At 74.2% G+C, this 17,500-nt stretch carries 17 protein-coding genes; 14 read left to right on the plus strand and 3 right to left on the minus strand.

The features are described 5' to 3' along the window. Window positions 1-15 precede the first annotated feature (15 nt). The 11 genes from ACLJTM_RS26685 to ACLJTM_RS26735 all read left to right on the plus strand — a co-directional run bounded on the left by ACLJTM_RS26685 (window position 16) and on the right by ACLJTM_RS26735 (window position 12,881). Window positions 16-2,076, plus strand: a complete 2,061-nt coding sequence (locus ACLJTM_RS26685; protein ID WP_411106285.1) for a tetratricopeptide repeat protein — start codon at window positions 16-18, stop codon at window positions 2,074-2,076. A gap of 151 nt (window positions 2,077-2,227) precedes the next feature. Continuing rightward, a complete protein-coding gene (ald, locus tag ACLJTM_RS26690; RefSeq protein ID WP_411106286.1) occupies window positions 2,228-3,340 on the plus strand; it encodes an alanine dehydrogenase in 1,113 nt (370 codons plus the stop codon). Window positions 3,341-3,708: 368 nt separating this feature from the next. Then, window positions 3,709-4,827 (plus strand): ParA family protein, encoded by a 1,119-nt coding sequence (locus ACLJTM_RS26695; RefSeq protein WP_411106287.1) that lies wholly within the window; start codon window positions 3,709-3,711, stop codon window positions 4,825-4,827. After that, window positions 4,812-5,321 (plus strand): hypothetical protein, encoded by a 510-nt coding sequence (locus ACLJTM_RS26700; protein ID WP_411106288.1) that lies wholly within the window; start codon window positions 4,812-4,814, stop codon window positions 5,319-5,321. Before ACLJTM_RS26695 ends, ACLJTM_RS26700 begins: the two co-directional genes overlap by 16 nt. Before the next feature lie 433 nt (window positions 5,322-5,754). Continuing rightward, window positions 5,755-7,068, plus strand: a complete 1,314-nt coding sequence (locus tag ACLJTM_RS26705) for a segregation and condensation protein A (RefSeq protein WP_411106627.1) — start codon at window positions 5,755-5,757, stop codon at window positions 7,066-7,068. Further along, window positions 7,065-7,697, plus strand: coding sequence for an SMC-Scp complex subunit ScpB (gene scpB, locus ACLJTM_RS26710; RefSeq protein ID WP_411106289.1), 633 nt, complete (start codon window positions 7,065-7,067; stop codon window positions 7,695-7,697). Before ACLJTM_RS26705 ends, scpB begins: the two co-directional genes overlap by 4 nt. Further along, complete coding sequence (locus tag ACLJTM_RS26715; RefSeq protein WP_411106290.1) at window positions 7,697-9,283, plus strand: pseudouridine synthase; 1,587 nt, start codon at window positions 7,697-7,699, stop codon at window positions 9,281-9,283. Before scpB ends, ACLJTM_RS26715 begins: the two co-directional genes overlap by 1 nt. A 136-nt stretch (window positions 9,284-9,419) precedes the next feature. Beyond that, the gene (gene pnuC / locus ACLJTM_RS26720; RefSeq protein WP_411106291.1) at window positions 9,420-10,043 is read left to right on the plus strand and encodes a nicotinamide riboside transporter PnuC; all 624 of its coding nucleotides are present in this window, start codon (window positions 9,420-9,422) and stop codon (window positions 10,041-10,043) included. After that, window positions 10,040-11,119, plus strand: coding sequence for an AAA family ATPase (locus ACLJTM_RS26725; RefSeq protein ID WP_411106292.1), 1,080 nt, complete (start codon window positions 10,040-10,042; stop codon window positions 11,117-11,119). The genes pnuC and ACLJTM_RS26725 overlap by 4 nt, the downstream gene beginning before the upstream one ends. Next, window positions 11,116-11,859, plus strand: coding sequence for an NUDIX hydrolase (locus tag ACLJTM_RS26730; RefSeq protein WP_411106293.1), 744 nt, complete (start codon window positions 11,116-11,118; stop codon window positions 11,857-11,859). The genes ACLJTM_RS26725 and ACLJTM_RS26730 overlap by 4 nt, the downstream gene beginning before the upstream one ends. Then, a complete protein-coding gene (locus ACLJTM_RS26735) occupies window positions 11,856-12,881 on the plus strand; it encodes an ADP-ribosylglycohydrolase family protein (protein WP_411106294.1) in 1,026 nt (341 codons plus the stop codon). The genes ACLJTM_RS26730 and ACLJTM_RS26735 overlap by 4 nt, the downstream gene beginning before the upstream one ends. Before the next feature lie 5 nt (window positions 12,882-12,886). On the opposite strand, the gene ACLJTM_RS26740 is transcribed toward ACLJTM_RS26735, so the two are convergent. From ACLJTM_RS26740 to ACLJTM_RS26750, 3 genes are all read right to left on the minus strand, one after another. Beyond that, window positions 12,887-13,576: a DNA polymerase beta superfamily protein gene (locus tag ACLJTM_RS26740; protein WP_411106295.1), complete on the minus strand. Its 690-nt coding sequence runs from the start codon at window positions 13,574-13,576 to the stop codon at window positions 12,887-12,889. 29 nt (window positions 13,577-13,605) lie between these two features. After that, window positions 13,606-14,079: a Rieske (2Fe-2S) protein gene (locus ACLJTM_RS26745; protein WP_411106296.1), complete on the minus strand. Its 474-nt coding sequence runs from the start codon at window positions 14,077-14,079 to the stop codon at window positions 13,606-13,608. Between the two features lie 82 nt (window positions 14,080-14,161). Beyond that, entirely contained in the window at window positions 14,162-14,503 is a 342-nt protein-coding gene (locus ACLJTM_RS26750; RefSeq protein ID WP_411106297.1) for a DUF952 domain-containing protein, read from the minus strand. Between the two features lie 417 nt (window positions 14,504-14,920). Between ACLJTM_RS26750 and ACLJTM_RS26755 the strand changes: the two genes are divergently transcribed. From ACLJTM_RS26755 to ACLJTM_RS26765, 3 genes are all read left to right on the plus strand, one after another. Continuing rightward, window positions 14,921-16,009 carry a prephenate dehydrogenase gene (locus tag ACLJTM_RS26755; protein ID WP_411106298.1) on the plus strand — a complete coding sequence of 363 codons (1,089 nt, stop codon included), beginning with the start codon at window positions 14,921-14,923 and terminating at the stop codon, window positions 16,007-16,009. Window positions 16,010-16,145: 136 nt separating this feature from the next. Continuing rightward, window positions 16,146-16,853, plus strand: a complete 708-nt coding sequence (gene cmk / locus ACLJTM_RS26760) for a (d)CMP kinase (protein ID WP_411106299.1) — start codon at window positions 16,146-16,148, stop codon at window positions 16,851-16,853. Between the two features lie 56 nt (window positions 16,854-16,909). Beyond that, window positions 16,910-17,497 (plus strand): lysophospholipid acyltransferase family protein, encoded by a 588-nt coding sequence (locus ACLJTM_RS26765; RefSeq protein ID WP_411106628.1) that lies wholly within the window; start codon window positions 16,910-16,912, stop codon window positions 17,495-17,497. Window positions 17,498-17,500: the final 3 nt, after the last annotated feature.

A 17,500-nucleotide genomic window follows, 5' to 3' on the forward strand; every position in this document is an offset into this window, starting at 1 on the left:
TGATCCGATCGGGGGATGTGCCCGCCGCGCTCCCCACGGGTCGTCGCTCTGCGTGAACTACGCTCGCAACCCGATGGCAGGGAGAGGAGCGGATCCGTGACGGATTTCGTCGGGCGGCGGCGTGAGCTCAAGGAGCTGCGCGAGGACATCGCACGGACCGGGCTCGACACCCTCTCGGGCCGCAAGGCCAAAGCGCCCAGAGCACGGGTGCTGCTCATCGCCGGACGGCCCGGCTCCGGCCGTACCGCCCTGGCCGAGGAGTTCGTGCGCGAGGTCGCCGAGGCCTACCCCGACGGGGTGCTCCGGACCCGGCTCACCACCCCCGGCGGCGAGGCCGTCGCCACCGAGCGGGCCGTCCGGGGCCTGCTGGAGGACCTCGGGCACACCACCCCGCCGGGAGCCGGCGAGGACGAGTTGAGCGCCACCCTGCGGGAGGCCCTGGCCGGACGGCGGGCGATCGTCCTCGTCGACGACGCCGCCGACCCGCACCAGGTCGACGCCCTGCTGCCGGACACCCCCGAATGCCTGGTCGTGGTCACCGCCGAGGGGCCGCTCACCGGGATCCCCGACGTCCGGCCCTGCACCCTCGGCGGGCTGGACACCCCGTCCGCCGTCGAACTGCTGGTCCAGCGCATCGGGGACATCCGCGTCACCGCGGACCCCCGGGCGGCCGAGACGCTCGCCGAGGAGTGCGGCGGCCAGCCCGCCGCGCTCGGCCTCGTCGGCGGCTGGCTCGCCGCGCACCCCAAGGCAGCCGTCGCGGACGTGGCCAAGCAGCTGCACGACATGCCGGCGGGCATCGGCGGCCCGCTGGCCCGCGCATTCCGCCTCGTCTACGAATCCCTCCCGCAGCCCGCCCAGCGCACCCTGCGGCTGCTGCCGCTCGCCCCGGCCGGCATCGTCGACTCCCACACCGCCTCCGCGCTCGCCGGCTGCTCCGTGGCCGCCGCGCAGTCCACCCTGGACGATTTCGCCGGGCTCGGCCTCGTCCGGCCCGCCCACGACGGGCTCTTCATGCTGCCCGGCTGCCTCACGCCCCTGCTCCAGGCCCTGCTGGAGGCCAAGGAGCGCCCGGCCGAGGTGCAGCTGGCCCGGGCCAGGATGCTGGAGCGGACCGTACGGCTGCTGCACTCGTGCCGCGCCATGGCCGCGCCCGCCGACCAGGAGGACGGAGTCCTCGACCCCCGGGCGAAGCTGGACGGCACCCCTCGCGCTCTGCGCTTCCCCGACCGGCGGTCCGCCGCCACCTGGCTCGACACCCGGCTGCCCGCGCTGACCGCGGCCGCCTCCCTGGCCGTGGCCGACGGGGAGCTGGACACCCTGGCCCGCCGGCTGATCGCCGCCCTCGTCCGCGCGCTGGCGGACCACCGCGGCACCGCCGGGGCGGCCCCCGAGCTGTACGGGCTGCACTGCCTGGTGCTGGACGTGGCCGAGCGCCGCAGCCTGTACCGGGAACAGGCCGCCGCGCTGCTGAACCTGGCCGACCTGGACGCCGAGACCGGCCGTACCCGGGAGGCTCTGGAGCGCTACCGGGCCGCGCTGGACGCCGGACGCGCGGCGAACGACCCGTACGCGACGGGCCGGGCGATGGAATCCGTAGGCGGCGCCTATGCGGAGCTGACCGACTGGCACCGGGCCGCCGACTGGTTCGGCCGGGCCCTCTCCCAGGCCCTCGCGCGGGGGCAGCGCGCGGACGAGGCACGGCTGTACGGCCGGCTGGGCAACGTGCACACCTATGCGGGCCGGTACGGGGACGCGCTGCGCAGCTGGCGTGCGGCCGCCGCGGGGTACCGGAAGCTGGCCGATGTCCCGGGCCAGGCAAAGGCGTTGAGCGAGATGGCCCGGGTCCAGGAGTACGCCGGGCGCCCCGAGGAGTCGCTGCACACCTGCCGGGAGGCGGTGGAGCTGGCCCGCCGGGCGGAGGACCTGCGGCTCCAGGCCGCGCTGGAGGTGCGCCTGGCCGACACACTGGACCGGCTCGGGGACCCCGCGGCGGCCAGGCTGCACCGCTCCGCAGCTGATCGATTGCTGGGAGACGACCCCGCAGCCTGCGAAATCCGTAGTGCTTCCGACTGAGATTATTCGTTTGCAAGGCTAGACAGCGACTCATCCTTCATTAGACTGGGTTCACCGCGGCATCCCGTGGTGCATCCCGTTGCGCGTTCTTGTGAGCGGGTATGTATGGAAGTGCCCCGTAAATCCCCCAAGCCAAGGACCGTGATCGACGATGAAGGTCGGCATCCCCCGCGAGGTCAAGAACAACGAGTTCCGGGTCGCCATCACGCCTGCCGGCGTGCATGAGCTGGTCCGCAACGGCCACCAGGTCTTCATCGAGCAGAACGCCGGTGTGGGTTCCTCGATCACGGACGCGGAGTACGTCTCCGCCGGCGCCGAGATCCTCGGTACGGCCGACGAGGTGTGGGCCACCGCCGACCTGCTGCTGAAGGTCAAGGAGCCGATCGCCGAGGAGTACCACCGCCTCCGCAAGGACCAGACGCTCTTCACCTACCTGCACCTCGCCGCCTCCCGCGAGTGCACGGACGCCCTGCTGGAGTCCGGCACCACCGCGATCGCGTACGAGACCGTCGAGGTGGGCCGCGCGCTGCCGCTGCTCGCCCCGATGTCCGAGGTCGCGGGCCGGCTGGCTCCCCAGGTCGGCGCCTACCACCTGATGCGCTCGGCCGGCGGCCGCGGCGTGCTCCCGGGCGGCGTGCCCGGCACCCACGCCGGCGAGTGCGTGGTCATCGGCGGCGGTGTCTCCGGCTGGAACGCCGCGCAGATCGCCATCGGCATGGGCTTCCACGTGACCCTGCTCGACAAGGACATCAACAAGCTCCGCGAGGCCGACAAGATCTTCGGTACGAAGATCAAGACGATCGTCTCCAACGCCTTCGAGCTCGAGAAGGCCGTCGTCGAGGCCGACCTCGTCATCGGCGCCGTGCTGATCCCGGGTGCGAAGGCCCCGAAGCTGGTCACCAACGAGCTCGTCGCCAAGATGAAGCCCGGAAGTGTCCTTGTCGACATTGCGATCGACCAGGGCGGCTGCTTCGAGGACTCCCGTCCGACCACCCACGCCGAGCCGACCTTCCAGGTCCACAACTCGGTCTTCTACTGCGTGGCCAACATGCCGGGCGCGGTGCCGAACACCTCCACCTACGCCCTGACCAACGCGACGATGCCCTACATCGTGCAGCTCGCGAACCTGGGCTGGGCCGAGGCGCTGCGCCGCGACCCGGCGCTCGCCCTGGGCCTCAACACCCATGACGGCAAGGTCGTTTACGGCCCGGTCGCCGAGGCCCACGGCCTGGAGACGCTTGAGCTGAGCACGCTGCTCGGCTGACGCGTCAACGACTGACGTCAATCTCACGTCTCCGGCCGGACCTTGCCCGCAAGGTCCGGCCGGACGTGTTTGCGGTCCGCTCCGGAGGGCCGCTCAACTCGCCTCGAACGTAACCCTTTAACCCTTTCGCACACCTGCGAAACTTCGCGGCGACAGTCCGCGCGCCCTTGACAGAGTGGTGTTCGGTTGCCGACACATCGTGCCGGGTCCGGTGGATTGTGTTGCCGCTGAGTGGTGACACGCCATAGAGTCGCCAACCGTCGGCATGGTGCCACGCTGACCTATCGATAAGTGTCCTGGTCGCGTCCGAGGAGGTAAGACGACTTGTGAATGAGTCGACATTTGCTCCTGGAGGTGGTCGGGCGGACATGCCCGAGCGGGGCCAGGGCCCTGCCGGGCTCGAAACCGTCGGCTCCGTCGCAGTACGCACCTTCGCAAACCACCAGCACATGACGACGCCCCGAAACAGCATGGACGGCCTAGACGTGAACTCCAGGGCCGGCGACCCGAGCGGCGAAAAGCCCGTGGGTTTCGCCGACTACGACAACGTGCCCGAAGGGCACTTCTACGACCCCGACGCGGAGTACGAGCCGGACCCCGAGTACGCGGCCACTCTCGCCCCCGACGCTGCCCGCCAGCGCCGCGAGCGGATCGGCCCGACCGGACGGCCGCTGCCGTACTTCCCCATCCCGGGCCCGCTGACCGACCACGGTCCCGCGAAGATCATCGCGATGTGCAACCAGAAGGGCGGCGTGGGCAAGACCACGTCGACCATCAACCTGGGCGCCGCGCTCGCCGAGTACGGGCGCCGGGTGCTGCTCGTCGACTTCGACCCGCAGGGCGCACTGTCCGTGGGCCTCGGCGTGAACCCGATGGAACTCGACCTGACGGTCTACAACCTGCTCATGGAGCGGGGCATGTCGGCCGACGAGGTGCTGCTGAAGACGGCGGTCCCCAACATGGACCTGCTGCCGAGCAACATCGACCTGTCCGCTGCCGAGGTGCAGCTGGTCAGCGAGGTCGCGCGCGAGTCGACGCTCCAGCGGGCGCTGAAGCCCCTGATGGCCGACTACGACTACATCGTGATCGACTGCCAGCCCTCGCTCGGCCTGCTGACCGTGAACGCCCTGACGGCGGCTCACAAGGTCATCGTCCCGCTGGAGTGCGAGTTCTTCGCGCTGCGCGGCGTGGCGCTGCTGACCGAGACCATCGAGAAGGTGCAGGAGCGGCTCAACCCGGAGCTGGAGCTCGACGGCATCCTCGCCACGATGTACGACTCCCGCACGGTGCACAGCCGCGAGGTGCTGGCGCGGGTCGTCGAGGCCTTCGACGACCACGTCTACCACACGGTCATCGGCCGGACGGTGCGCTTCCCGGAGACCACGGTCGCCGGCGAGCCGATCACCACGTACGCGTCCAACTCCGTCGGCGCCGCCGCCTACCGCCAGCTGGCCAGGGAGGTGCTCGCCCGGTGTCACGCCGAGTGAGTCTGCCCGGAGCCGACGAACTGTTCCGAACGACCGGGGGGATGGCACTCCAGTCGTCCTCGCCGCGGCGGGGAGCCGAGGAGGCGCCCGCCGCGGAGCACTCGGCCAGCCCGGCCGAGGGCACGGCGGGAGAGGGCCGCAGCCGGGAGGCCGAGGCCCCGGCGTCCGGCGGGCCCGTGGTGGGGCAGCCGCGCAGACCGCAGGAAGGTTCTGTCAGCCCGGCCGGAGCCCCGGCCGGCGGGCGGGGCAAGGGCCAGGGCCGGGGGGCGAACCGGCGGCCCAGCGGGCGGGAACGGCACGACGAGAAGATCACCGTGTACGTCTCCGCCGAGGAGCTCATGGACCTGGAGCACGCACGGCTGGTGCTGCGCGGGGAGCATGGCCTGGCGGTCGACCGCGGGCGCATCGTCCGCGAGGCGGTGGCGGTGGTCCTGGCGGACCTCGAGTCCCGTGGTGACGCCAGCATCCTGGTCCGCCGCCTGCGCGGCCGCTGACCGCTCCCGGGCCGCCCGGACCGGGGCCCGCGCGGCCCCGGCGGGTCGCAGCGCCGGGCCTGTGCGGCCTTCGCAGAGTCGCAGCGCCGGGCGCGCTCCCGGACCCTGGCCCGCGCGGCCCTGGCGGGTCGCAGCGCCGGGCGCGCCGCTACCCGCCCCGGGCCTGCGCGGCACCCGCAGAGTCGCAGCACCGGGCGCGTTCCCGGACCCGGGCCCGCGCGGCCCTGGCGGGTCGCAGCGCCGGGCCTGCGCGGCCTTCGCAGAGTCGCAGCACCGGGCGCGTTCCCGGACCCGGGCCCGCGCGGCCCTGGCGGGTCGCAGCGCCGGGCCTGCGCGGCCTTCGCAGAGTCGCAGCGCCGGGCGCGCTCCCGGACCCGGGCCCGCGCGGCCCTGGCGGGTCGCAGCGCCGGGCGCGCCGCTACCCGCCCCGGGCCTGCGCGGCCTTCGCAGAGTCGCAGCGCCGGGCGCGCCGGTACCCGCTCCGCCCCCTGCCGCGCGCCGCGGCCCCCGCAGAGTCGCAGCGCCGGGCGTGCCGGTACCCGCTCCGCCCCCTGCCGGTGAGACCGCCGCCCCCCTGGTGGTGGCCGCAGGGCGGCGGCGCGTCGCAGCGGGTGTGCCCGGTCGTGCGGTCCGATGGGCCGGTCACGGCACTAGGCTGCCCGGGACGCCCGCCGACCGCCCCCCACCAGCCTGGACCGCGATGCCCCCCTCCGCCGAAGCCGGCCGACCGAACCGACGCCCGCTGGGACGCGGGCCCGGCGGGCCGGGTGGCGTGCAGGCCCCTGAGCCGCCCGCTGAGGCCCTCGCGTATGACGCGGGGGGAGCGGAGCCCGAGGCGGGCCCCGAGGGCGTGCAGGCCGCCGCTCGTCCCGTCCAGGCCCCTGCGCCGCCCGCCGGGGGCGGCGCAGGGTCCGCCGGGCCGCCGGCCGAAGCCTCCGCCGGGCCGGCGGGTGACGGGCGGTTCACGCTGCGGCTGGACAACTTCGAGGGCCCCTTCGACCTGCTGCTCCAGCTGATCTCGCGGCACAAGCTCGATGTCACCGAGGTGGCGCTGTCCCGGGTCACCGACGAGTTCATGGCGCACATCCGGGCCGGCGGGCCGGACTGGGACCTCGACCAGACCACCGAGTTCCTCGTCGTTGCCGCCACCCTGCTCGACCTGAAGGCCGCCCGGCTGCTGCCCGCCGCCGAAGTCGAGGACGAGGCCGACCTGGCCCTGCTGGAGGCCCGGGACCTGCTCTTCGCCCGGCTGCTTCAGTACAAGGCGTACAAGCAGATCGCGGAGATCTTCGAGCGCCGGACCGAGGCCGAGTCCCGGCGCTACCCGCGTACCGTCGGCCTGGAGCCGCACCACGCCGAACTGCTGCCCGAGGTGGTCATCAGCATCGGCCCCGAGGGCTTCGCCCGCCTCGCCGTCAAGGCGATGCAGCCGAAGGCCCGGCCGCAGGTGTACGTCGACCACATCCACGCCCCCCTGGTCAGCGTCCGGGAGCAGGCGGGCCTCGTGGTGCGCCTGCTCAAGACGCGCGGCGAGGCCACCTTCCAGGAGCTGACCGAGGACGCACCGGACACCCTGACCGTGGTCGCCCGCTTCCTCGCCCTCCTGGAGCTGTACCGGGAGAAGGCCGTGGTCCTCGACCAGGAAGAGGCCCTGCAGACCCTGACCGTGCGCTGGAGCGGCGGGGACGGCGACGGGATGCCGACCGTGACCGACGAGTTCGACCAGATCGTGGAGGCGAAGGAATGAGCGACGCGGGCGCGGTGGCCGCGCTGGAGCTGAAGCCGGCGCTGGAGGCCGTCCTGATGGTCGTGGACGAGCCCGCGACCGAGGCCCACCTGGCGAAGGTGCTGGAGCGCACCCCGCGTGAGGTGGCCGAGGCACTGCGGGAGCTGGCCGACGCGTACACGGCGGCGGGCCGCGGCTTCGAGCTGCGCCTGGTCGCCGGCGGGTGGCGCTTCTACAGCCGGGCGCAGTACGCCGAGGCCGTCGAGGCCTTCGTCCTGGACGGCCAGCAGGCCCGGCTGACCCAGGCGGCGCTGGAGACCCTGGCGGTCGTCGCGTACCGCCAGCCGGTGAGCCGGTCCCGGGTGTCCGCGGTGCGCGGAGTCAACTGCGACGGGGTCATGCGGACCCTCCTGCAGCGCGGTCTGGTGGAGGAGGCGGGGACGGAACCTGAAACAGGTGCGATCCTGTACAGGACGACGAACCACTTTTTGGAGCGGATGGGCCTGCGCGGCCTTGACGAGCTCCCGGAGCTCGCGCCCTTCCTCCCCGAGGCGGAGGCGATCGAAGCCGAGACGCAGGAAGGTGTTCCGTCGTTCGATCCGGACGCACCGGACACAGATGCAGACGACGACAAGACGACGGAACTTTGATGCGAAGCAGCGGCAACGGCAACGGTGGCGGCAACAGGAACAGCGGAGGCGGCAGCGGCGGGCGCGGTAACCCCCGCGGCGGCTCCTCCAGCGGCGGTGGTGGCTACCGCGGTGGCGGCTCCGGCGGCAGCAGCAGCTCCGGCGGCGGCTCCCGCGGCGGCAGCTCCGGCGGCTACCAGGGCGGCGGTTCCCGTGGCGGCAGCTCCGGCGGCGGCTACCAGGGCGGTGGCTCCGGCGGCTCCCGCGGCGGCAGCTCCGGCGGCTACCAGGGCGGCTCCCGCGGCGGCAGCTCCGGCGGCTACCAGGGCGGCTCCCGCGGCGGCAGCTCCGGCGGCTACCAGGGCGGTTCCCGTGGTGGCAGCTCCGGCGGCGGCTACCAGGGCGGCTCCCGCGGTGGCAGCTCCGGCGGCTACCAGGGCGGCTCCCGCGGCGGCAGCTCCGGCGGCTACCAGGGCGGTGGCTACCAGGGCGGCTCCGACGCGCGTGACCGGGACCGGGACCGCGACCAGCCGGCCCCCCGCATCCGCAACCCCCGCCCCGAGGAGCGCCGCTACGACGTCGGCCCCGAGGGCGAGCGCAACGGCCGCGGCGGTGCCAAGGCCGGCGGCGGCGGCGCCCGCGGCGCGGCCGACGGCAACCGCGGCGGCGGTGCCCGCGGCGCCGACGCACGCGGTGGTGCCAAGGGCGGCCCCAAGACCTCCAGGACCCCCGGCATCGGCGGGGCCGGCGGCCCGCGCCGCGGCCCCGGCAGCCGCAGCGGCCAGTCCCGTCCCCGCGAGCTGGACGCGCGGATCGAGGAGCGCGTGCGCGACCGGTACGCCGACAAGCCCGTGATCAAGACCCCCAAGACCTTCCCGGGTGCCGAGGAGGAGGGGGAGCGCCTGCAGAAGGTGCTCGCCCGCGCCGGCATGGGATCGCGCCGCGCCTGCGAGGAGCTCATCGAGCAGGCCCGCGTCGAGGTCAACGGCGAGATCGTGCTGGAGCAGGGCAAGCGCGTCCTGCCGAAGGACGAGATCAAGGTGGACGGCCTCACCGTCGCCACCCAGTCGTACCTGTTCTTCGCGCTGAACAAGCCGGCCGGCGTCGTCTCCACCATGGAGGACCCCGACGGCCGCCAGTGCCTCGGCGACTACGTCACCAACCGCGAGACGCGCCTGTTCCACGTCGGCCGGCTCGACACCGAGACCGAGGGCATCATCCTGCTCACCAACCACGGTGAGCTGGCCCACCGCCTCACGCACCCCAAGTACGGCGTGAAGAAGACCTACGTCGCCGCCATCACCGGCCCGCTGCCCCGCGAGATCGGCAAGCGGCTCAAGGACGGCATCGAGCTGGAGGACGGGTACGCCCGCGCCGACCACTTCCGCGTCGTCGACCAGGTCGGCAAGAACTACCTCGTCGAGGTCACCCTCCACGAGGGCCGCAAGCACATCGTCCGCCGCATGATGGCGGAGGCCGGCTTCCCCGTCGAGAAGCTCGTCCGGACCTCCTTCGGCCCGATCGAGCTCGGCGACCAGAAGTCCGGCTGGCTGCGCCGTCTGACCAACACCGAGGTCGGCATGCTCATGCGCGAGGTCGGCCTGTAGGACCCGCCGGACCCCCGGAGGGTCCCGTTCCACCGGAAGAGCCCGCAGCGCCCCACGGCGCGGCGGGCTTTTTCCTTGCAGCCGGCTCCCCGCCCTGTTTATAGTCAGTCTGACTATTAAAGGGAGGGGTTCCGGCATGGAATGGACCATGAACTGGACCATGAGCTGGACCGAGTGGCTCGGGTTCGCCACCGGCGCCCTGTGCGTCTGGCTGGTGACCCGGCAGCACGTGGCCAACTGGCCCGTCGGCATCGCCAACAACGTGTTCTTCATCGTGCTCTTCGCCCAGGCCGGCCTGTACGCCGACGCCGGGCTCCAGATCGTCTTCATCGCCCTGGCCGCGTACGGCTGGTGGTCCTGGACCCACGGGGGTGGACCCGGAACCGCCGAAGCGCTGCCGGTGCGCCGCACCACGCGCACCGAATGGGCCTGGCTGGCCGCGGCCGGGGCGGTGGCGACGCTCGGCCTGACCCTGCTCCTCGACCGCGCCACCGACTCCAGCGTCCCCTTCTGGGACGCGGCCACGACCGTGCTGTCCCTCGCGGCGACGTACGGCCAGTGCCGCAAGCTCGTCGAGTCCTGGTGGCTGTGGATCGCCGCGGACCTCGTCTACGTCCCCCTGTACGCCTCCAAGGGGCTCCACCTCACCGCCCTGCTCTACGTCGGCTTCCTCGCGCTGTGCGTCACGGGCCTGCTCCGCTGGCGGCGGGCGCTCCCGCAGCGCACTGCGCCCGCGGCGCCCGCGGAGGTGACGGCATGAGGCGCTTCGGCCACGGCCTGGTGCTCGGCAAGTTCTACCCGCCGCACGCCGGCCACCACCACCTGGTGCGCACCGCCCAGGACCGCTGCGAGCGGCTGACCGTCCTGGTCTGCGCGGCCTCGGTGGAGTCGGTGCCGCTCGCCGACCGCGTCGCCTGGATGCGGGAGGCCCACCCGGGCGCGGACGTGGTCGGCGCGGTGGACGACGTCCCCGTCGACCTGCACGACCCGGCGGTCTGGGAGGCGCACATGGCGATCTTCCGGGATGCCGTCGGCGGACCCGTCGACGCCGTCTTCACCTCGGAGGAGTACGGGAGCGAACTCGCCCGCAGGTTCGGCGCCGAGGAGGTCTGCGTGGACCCCGCCCGGACGCTGTTCCCGGTGTCCGGAACGGCCGTCCGGGCCGACCCGGCCGCCTGCTGGGAGTTCCTCGGGCCCGCCGTCCGGGCCTCCCTGGCCCGGCGGGTCGTCGTCCTCGGCGCCGAGTCCACCGGGACGACCACCCTGTCCCGGGACCTGGCCGCGCACTACCGGGCGCGCGGCGGGGTCTGGGCGGCCACGGGCTGGGTCGCCGAGTACGGCCGCCGCCACAGCGAAGGGAAACTGGCCGCCGCCCGGGCCGCGGACCCCGGCGCCACCTGGGCCGATGTCTCCTTCACCGCGGACGAGTTCCCCCTGATCGCCCGACGCCAGGACGCCGAGGAGGAACGGGCCGCCCGGGCCGGCTCACCCGTACTCATCTGCGACACCGACTCCTTCGCCACCGGGATCTGGCACGAGCGGTACCTGGGCGGCCGCAACGAGGAGGTCGAGAAGACCGCCGCGCTGACGCACCGGCACCTCTACCTGCTGACCGACCACGCCGACGTGCCCTTCGAGGACGACGGGCTCCGGGACGGGCCGCACCTCAGACCCTGGATGACCGGCCGGTTCCGGGAGGAGCTCGAAGCCACCGGCCGGCGGTTCCTCGTCCTGCACGGGGACCGGGAGGCGCGGCTGGCGAAGGCCGTGGCCGCCGTCGACGCCCTGCTCGCCGAGGGCTGGCACTTCGCCGACCCGCTGCCGGAGCACCGGTGAACGCCGGACCGGCGGGCACCTACGACCCGCACGCCTTCGAGCCGTTCGCGGTGGCCGTCGACCTCGCCGTGTTCACCGTCCGGGCCGGGGACCTCCACGTGCTGCTCATCCGGCGCGGCCAGGACCCGTACGCGGGCGCCTGGGCGCTGCCCGGCGGCTTCCTCCTGCCGAGGGAGTCCGCGGAGACGGCCGCCCGGCGCGAACTGGCCGAGGAGACCGGCCTGCCCGCGGCGGCCGTCGCGGCCCTGCACCTGGAGCAGCTGCGCACCTACAGCGAACCGGACCGCGACCCCCGGATGCGGGTGGTCTCCGTGGCCTTCACCGCGCTCGTCCCCGACCTGCCGGAACCGGCGGCGGACGGCGGCGGCGACGCCGACCGCGCCCGCTGGGTGCCGGCGTCCGGGGCCGGGAGCCTCGCCTTCGACCACGCGCTGATCCTCGCCGACGCCCGCCGGCGCATCGGGGCGAAGCTGGAGTACACCTGCCTGGCCAGCGCGTTCTGCCCGCCCGAGTTCACCCTCGGCGAGCTCCAGGCGGTCTACGAGACCGTCTGGGACACCTCCCTGGACCGCCCCAACTTCCGCCGCAAGGTCCTCGCCACGCCCGGCTTCGTCGAGGCCGTACCGGGCGCGGCCCGGCTCACCGGCGGCCGTGGCAAACCGGCCGCGCTCTACCGGCCGGGACCCGCGACCGCCCTGCACCCGCCCCTGCTCCGCCCCACGGAAGGACCCCACCGGTGACCACGACGAAGAACACGAGGCGGGCCGCGACCGGCGCCCTGGTCGGCCTCGCCCTCGGGGACGCCCTGGGCTTCCCCACCGAGTTCAACGACGTCCCGTCGATCCTCGCGAAGACCGGCCCGTGGCGGGAGATGGCGCTGCCCCGGCCCGCGGTCGTCACGGACGACACCCAGATGACCCTCGCCCTGGCCCGCGGCATACGGACCGCCGCCGGGCACGGCAGCGTCACACCCGCGCGCCTGGCCGGGCCGGTCCGCGAGGAGTTCGTCGCCTGGTACCACTCCCCGGAGAACAACCGGGCCCCCGGCCGGACCTGCCTGACGGCCTGCCGGCTGCTGGACCGGCCCGGACGGGACTGGCGCGAGGCCAGCCAGCTCGGCTCCAAGGGCTGCGGCGCCAACATGCGGGTGGTCCCGGTCGGGCTGGTCCCCGGCTGGACCGAGGAGGAGCGGGCCGGGGCCGCCCAGCTCCAGTCGGCCCTCACCCACGGCCATCCGACGGCGCTCGCCGCCGGCGACCTGACCGCCCGGGCCGTGCACTTGCTGGCCCGGGGCACCGAGGTGACGGGCCTGGTCGGCCAACTGCGCTCGTACGCCCTGGAGAACCGCACCCGCTACCACGAGCGCTGGCTGGGCGACCTGTGGACGCGGACCGCCTCGGACCCCTCGGCACAGTCCTTCATCGCCCGGGGCTGGGACGAGTGCCTGGCGGCTCTGGACCGCCTCGCCGCGGCCCTGCGCACGCCGTCCCCGGAGACCGACCCGTGCCTGGCCACCGGCGAGGGCTGGATCGCCGAAGAGGCCCTCGCCACGGCCCTGCACTGCTTCCTGCTCTTCCCCGGGGAACCCCTGACGGCCCTGCGCCGGGCCGCCTGCACCGCCGGGGACTCCGACTCCCTCGCCTGCCTCACCGGCGCCTTCGCGGGCGCCCACCTCGGCGCGGACGCCTGGCCCCGGGAATGGCAGGACCGCATCGAGTACCGGGACGAGCTCCTGGCCTTCGGCGCCCTCTGGGACGCCTGATCCGCTCAGGGCGCCCCCGACGCCGAGGCACGGCGGGCCCGGACCAGGAAGTCCTCGATGCGGGCCAGGTCGGGCTCCTCCGGGAGGGCGGTCCCCGCCAGGGCGGTCGCGTTCTCCTCGGTGAGCCGCGCCATCCAGGCGTCCACCTCGTCCCAGCCGAGCTCGCCGCGCCGGACCGCGAGGAGGCGGTCGCGGTGCGGCCCCGCCCCGATGTCCAGGCGGCCCGTGCGCAGCAGGTCGCGGCTGGACAGCAGCAGGCGCACCAGGTGCATGGCGTGCTTCCAGCGCGGTGCCCCGTGGACGCGGACGTCCGCGAGGAGTCTGCCGTACTGGGAGGCCGCGTACCGGCTGAAGCTGGTGTGGGCCCGGCGGGAGAGGAAGGCCCCGCGGAGCGAGAGCAGTTCCTCGCCCACCGGGGTGAGCTGCTCGACCAGCGGCGAGTGCAGGCACTCCAGGACGTTCGGGTTGGCGCGCAGGGCGAGGGAGCAGAAACGCTCCAGCTCCCAGGAGAACTCCTCCTCGCGCGGCCCCTCCACATGGGTGGGAGGCTTCTCGAAGCGCCAGAACAGCGGCGACGGGGCGAGATAGACACCGCGCCGGTCGGTGTCGCTCGCCTCCGTCGCCAGACCGAACGCCCGGGAGCCCATCACGCATTGGTAGACCGTGTGGTCCCGTACCAGTGTCAGATCGTCCATCCGGGCCAGCGTAGGCGGCCGTCCTGCCGCTATGCGAGCGAGATACTGCCGTCCGCCGCGACGGTGATCTTCTTCTCCGCCAGCGGGCGGGTGGCCGGGCCCTTGGCCACGGCGCCGTCGGTGTCCTTGAACTTGCTGTCGTGGCACGGGCAGTCGATGGTGCCGTCCGCCACCTTGTTCACCAGGCAGCCCGAATGCGTGCACACCGCGGTGAAGCAGCGGTAGGAGCCGGCGGTGGGCTGGGTGACCACCAGCTTCTCCTCCTTGATCACCGTGCCGCCGCCGACCGGGACGTCCGCCGCCTTGGCGATCGTCTTGCCGCCGCCGGCCGGGGCGGAGGAGGCGGGCGCCGGCTCCGCGGCCGAGGGGGTGGCCGCGCTGCCCTGTTCGCTCGCGGGCTTCTTCTCGCCCTCGCCTCCGCAGGCGGTGAGCACACCGCCCGCCAGGGCGCTCGCGCCTGCTGCCAGTACGGTGCGCCGGGCGGTGCGCGTGGGGTCGCTCATGACTGTCTCCTCGCTGTGTGGCCGGATGGCGTGCAGCATCCTGGCCCGCGGAGGGCTCCCGGGAGAAGCCCGCCGCGCCGGTTCAGGCACCCGGCTGCCACGGGACCAGTGAGGCAGGACTGCCGGGTGTGCGTACGACTTCCCACACGCGGCGCACGGCGCTGCGGTTCAGCGGGCCGAAGACATGCGGGTAGCGGCCCCCCGACGCACCCTCGTGACGGACGTCCGCGGTCAGGGCCTCCTCGTCGAGTTCCACCGCGAGCAGGGTCCCGCGCACCCCGCGGTAGTGGGCCTCGGTGACGGCGAGGGCGGTCGCCCGGTCGGCCGAGCAGTGCACGAACCCCTCGGCGGCGAGCGAGGCCGGGGCGTACGGGAGACCGGGCTCGGCAGCCCAGTCGGCGAGCGGGACGATGTGGAAGATCATGCCGATGGTTCTACCGCAGCCCCGGCGCAGTGGACGCCCCACGTGGCAGCGCCACCCGGTTCGGGTGACACGGTCCGTGGCCGGCAGCCGGGTACGCCGCCGACCGCACGGCCCGGCCACAACCCGCCGCGCGGCCCGTCAGCGCCGCCCGGATCAGGGGGCGCTGCCGGCCGACACCCTCCGGAAGGCCGCAGGCGAGGCGGGCGTCACCCCCGGGGCGGCCGCCGACCCGCCCGCGCAGGCACTGCCGCACACGGTCGACCGACTGACCGCGGGCTCTGACGGACCGGCCCCGGGGCCGTCCGCGAGGGCCCGGCCGCCATCCCACGGGACGGACCGCCGAGCCCTCGCGGCAACCGGCTCGCTACCCTGGGCGGACCGGCCGTGATCCTCGCGTACGCAACCCTGGAGAGCACCTTGAGAACCGCCGTCGTCATCGGAACCGGCTTGATCGGCACCTCGGCGGCGCTCGCCCTGTCCGCCCGCGGCATCACCGTGCACCTCGTCGACCACGACGCGGCGCAGGCCCGTACGGCGGCCGCCCTGGGCGCCGGCTCCGACGAGCCCCCGGAGAGCCGGGTCGACCTCGCGGTCGTCGCCGTGCCCCCCGCCCACGTCGCCGCCACGCTCGCGGAGGTGATCGGACGGGGCACCGCCCGGGCCTACGTGGACGTGGCCAGCGTCAAGGGCGGGCCGCGGCGGGAGCTGGCGGAGCTGGGCGTGGACCTCACCGCGTACATCGGCACCCACCCGATGGCCGGCAAGGAGCGGTCGGGGCCGCTCGCGGCCACCGCAGACCTCTTCGAGGGCCGCCCGTGGGTGCTCACCCCGACCCGGGACACCGACCACGAGGTCCTGAACCTGGCGCTGGAGCTGGTGGCGCTGTGCCGGGCCGTGCCCGTGGTGATGGACGCGGACGCGCACGACCGGGCGGTGGCCCTCGTCTCGCACACCCCCCAACTGGTGTCGAGCATGGTCGCGGCCCGCCTGGAGGAAGCCGATGAGACCGCGGTGCGACTGTGCGGCCAGGGCATCCGCGACGTGACCCGGATCGCGGCCTCCGACCCGCGGATGTGGGTGGAGATCCTCTCCGCGAACCCCGGCCCGGTCGCCGACGTGCTGAGCGGGATCGCCGCGGACCTCGCCGAGACGGTGGAGGCCCTGCGCGGCCTCCAGTCGGCCGACGAGGAGAAGCGGCGCGGAGGCGCCGCCGGCATCGAGGACGTCCTGCGCCGCGGCAACGCGGGCCGCGTCCGGGTGCCCGGCAAGCACGGTGCGGCGCCCGCCGTGTACGAGACGGTGGCCGTCCTCATCAGCGACCAGCCGGGCGAGCTGGCCCGGATCTTCGCCGACGCGGGCCGGGCCGGGGTCAACATCGAGGACGTGCGCATCGAGCACGCGACCGGCCAGCAGGCCGGCCTGGTCCAGCTGATGGTGGAACCGAGGGCCGTGCCCGCCCTGACCGCGGAGCTGCGCGAGCGGGGCTGGGCCCTGCGCCAGCAGTAGGCGTCGACCGCCTGCGGCCCGGATTCCGGGGCCGGGCGGGCGCGCGGGCCCGGGGGGTTCCGGGGGCCGGTAACCTTGGGGAGGGGCGCTTTGGCGCGCCCGGACACGTACGCGCAACCAGGAAGGTGCCCGCACCGTGGAAACCGCAGCTCCGTCCGCCGTGATCGTCGCCATCGACGGTCCCTCCGGCACGGGCAAGTCCAGCACCTCCAAGGCCGTGGCCGCCAAGCTCGGGCTGCGCTACCTGGACACCGGCGCCCAGTACCGGGCCATCACCTGGTGGATGATCGTCAACGGCGTCGACACCGACGACCCGCAGGCCGTCGCGCTCGCCGCGGGCAAGCCCGCGCTCGTCTCCGGCACCGACCCGGCCGCCCCCACGATCACCGTGGACGGCCTGGACGCCTCCGGGCCCATCCGCACCCAGGAGGTCACCGCCAAGGTCAGCGCCGTCAGCGCCGTCCCCGAGGTGCGCACCCTGATCACGGAGCTCCAGCGTTCCATCGCGGCGGAAGCCGCAGCGGCGGACGCCGGGATCGTCGTCGAGGGCCGGGACATCGGCACGACCGTCCTGCCCGGCGCCGACCTCAAGGTCTTCCTGACCGCTTCCGCGGAGGCCCGCGCGGCCCGCCGCAGCGGCGAGCTCCGCGGCAAGGAGGCGGCCGACCTGGCCGCCACCAGGGAAGCACTGGTCAAGCGGGACGCTGCCGACTCGGGCCGCAAGACCTCGCCGCTGGCCAAGGCCGACGACGCCGTGGAGGTCGACACCACCGAGCTCACGCTGGAGCAGGTCATCGAGTGCGTGGTCACCCTGGTGGAAGAGAAGCGGGCGGGCCGCTCGTGAGCGAAACGCCCTCCCTGCGGGGTGCGGCGGTCGGCAGGCGCATCGGCGTCGGCCTCATGTACGGGCTGTGGAAGCCGCGCGTACTGGGGGCCTGGCGGGTGCCCGCCTCGGGCCCCGTGATCCTCGCCGTGAATCATTCGCACAACGTGGACGGCCCCATGGTCATGGGCACCGCGCCGCGGCCCGTGCACTTCCTGATCAAGAAGGAAGCGTACGTCGGCCCGCTCGGCCCCTTCCTGCACGGGATCGGGCAGGTCAAGGTGGACCGCGGCGGCGCCGACCGGACGGCCATCGGCCGGGCGCTCGGCGTCCTCGAACACGGCGGCGCGCTGGGGATCTTCCCCGAGGGCACCCGGGGCGAGGGCGACTTCGCCTCGCTGCGCGCGGGACTGGCGTACTTCGCGGTCCGCGGCGGCGCACCGATCGTGCCCGTCGCCGTACTGGGCAGCGGGGACACCCCGGGACGGCTCGTGAAGGGCCTGCCCGCCCTGAAGAGCCGGGTCGACGTCGTGTTCGGCTCGGCCTTCGAAGCGGGGGACGGCAGTGGCCGCCGTACCCGTACCGCGCTGGACGCGGCCACCGTACGCATCCAGGACCGGCTGACCGCCCACCTGGCCGACGCCAAGCGCCTCACCGGGCGCTGAGCG

Source organism: Streptomyces sp. cmx-4-9 (assembly GCF_046548835.1).
Taxonomy (GTDB): Bacteria; Actinomycetota; Actinomycetes; order Streptomycetales; family Streptomycetaceae; genus Streptomyces.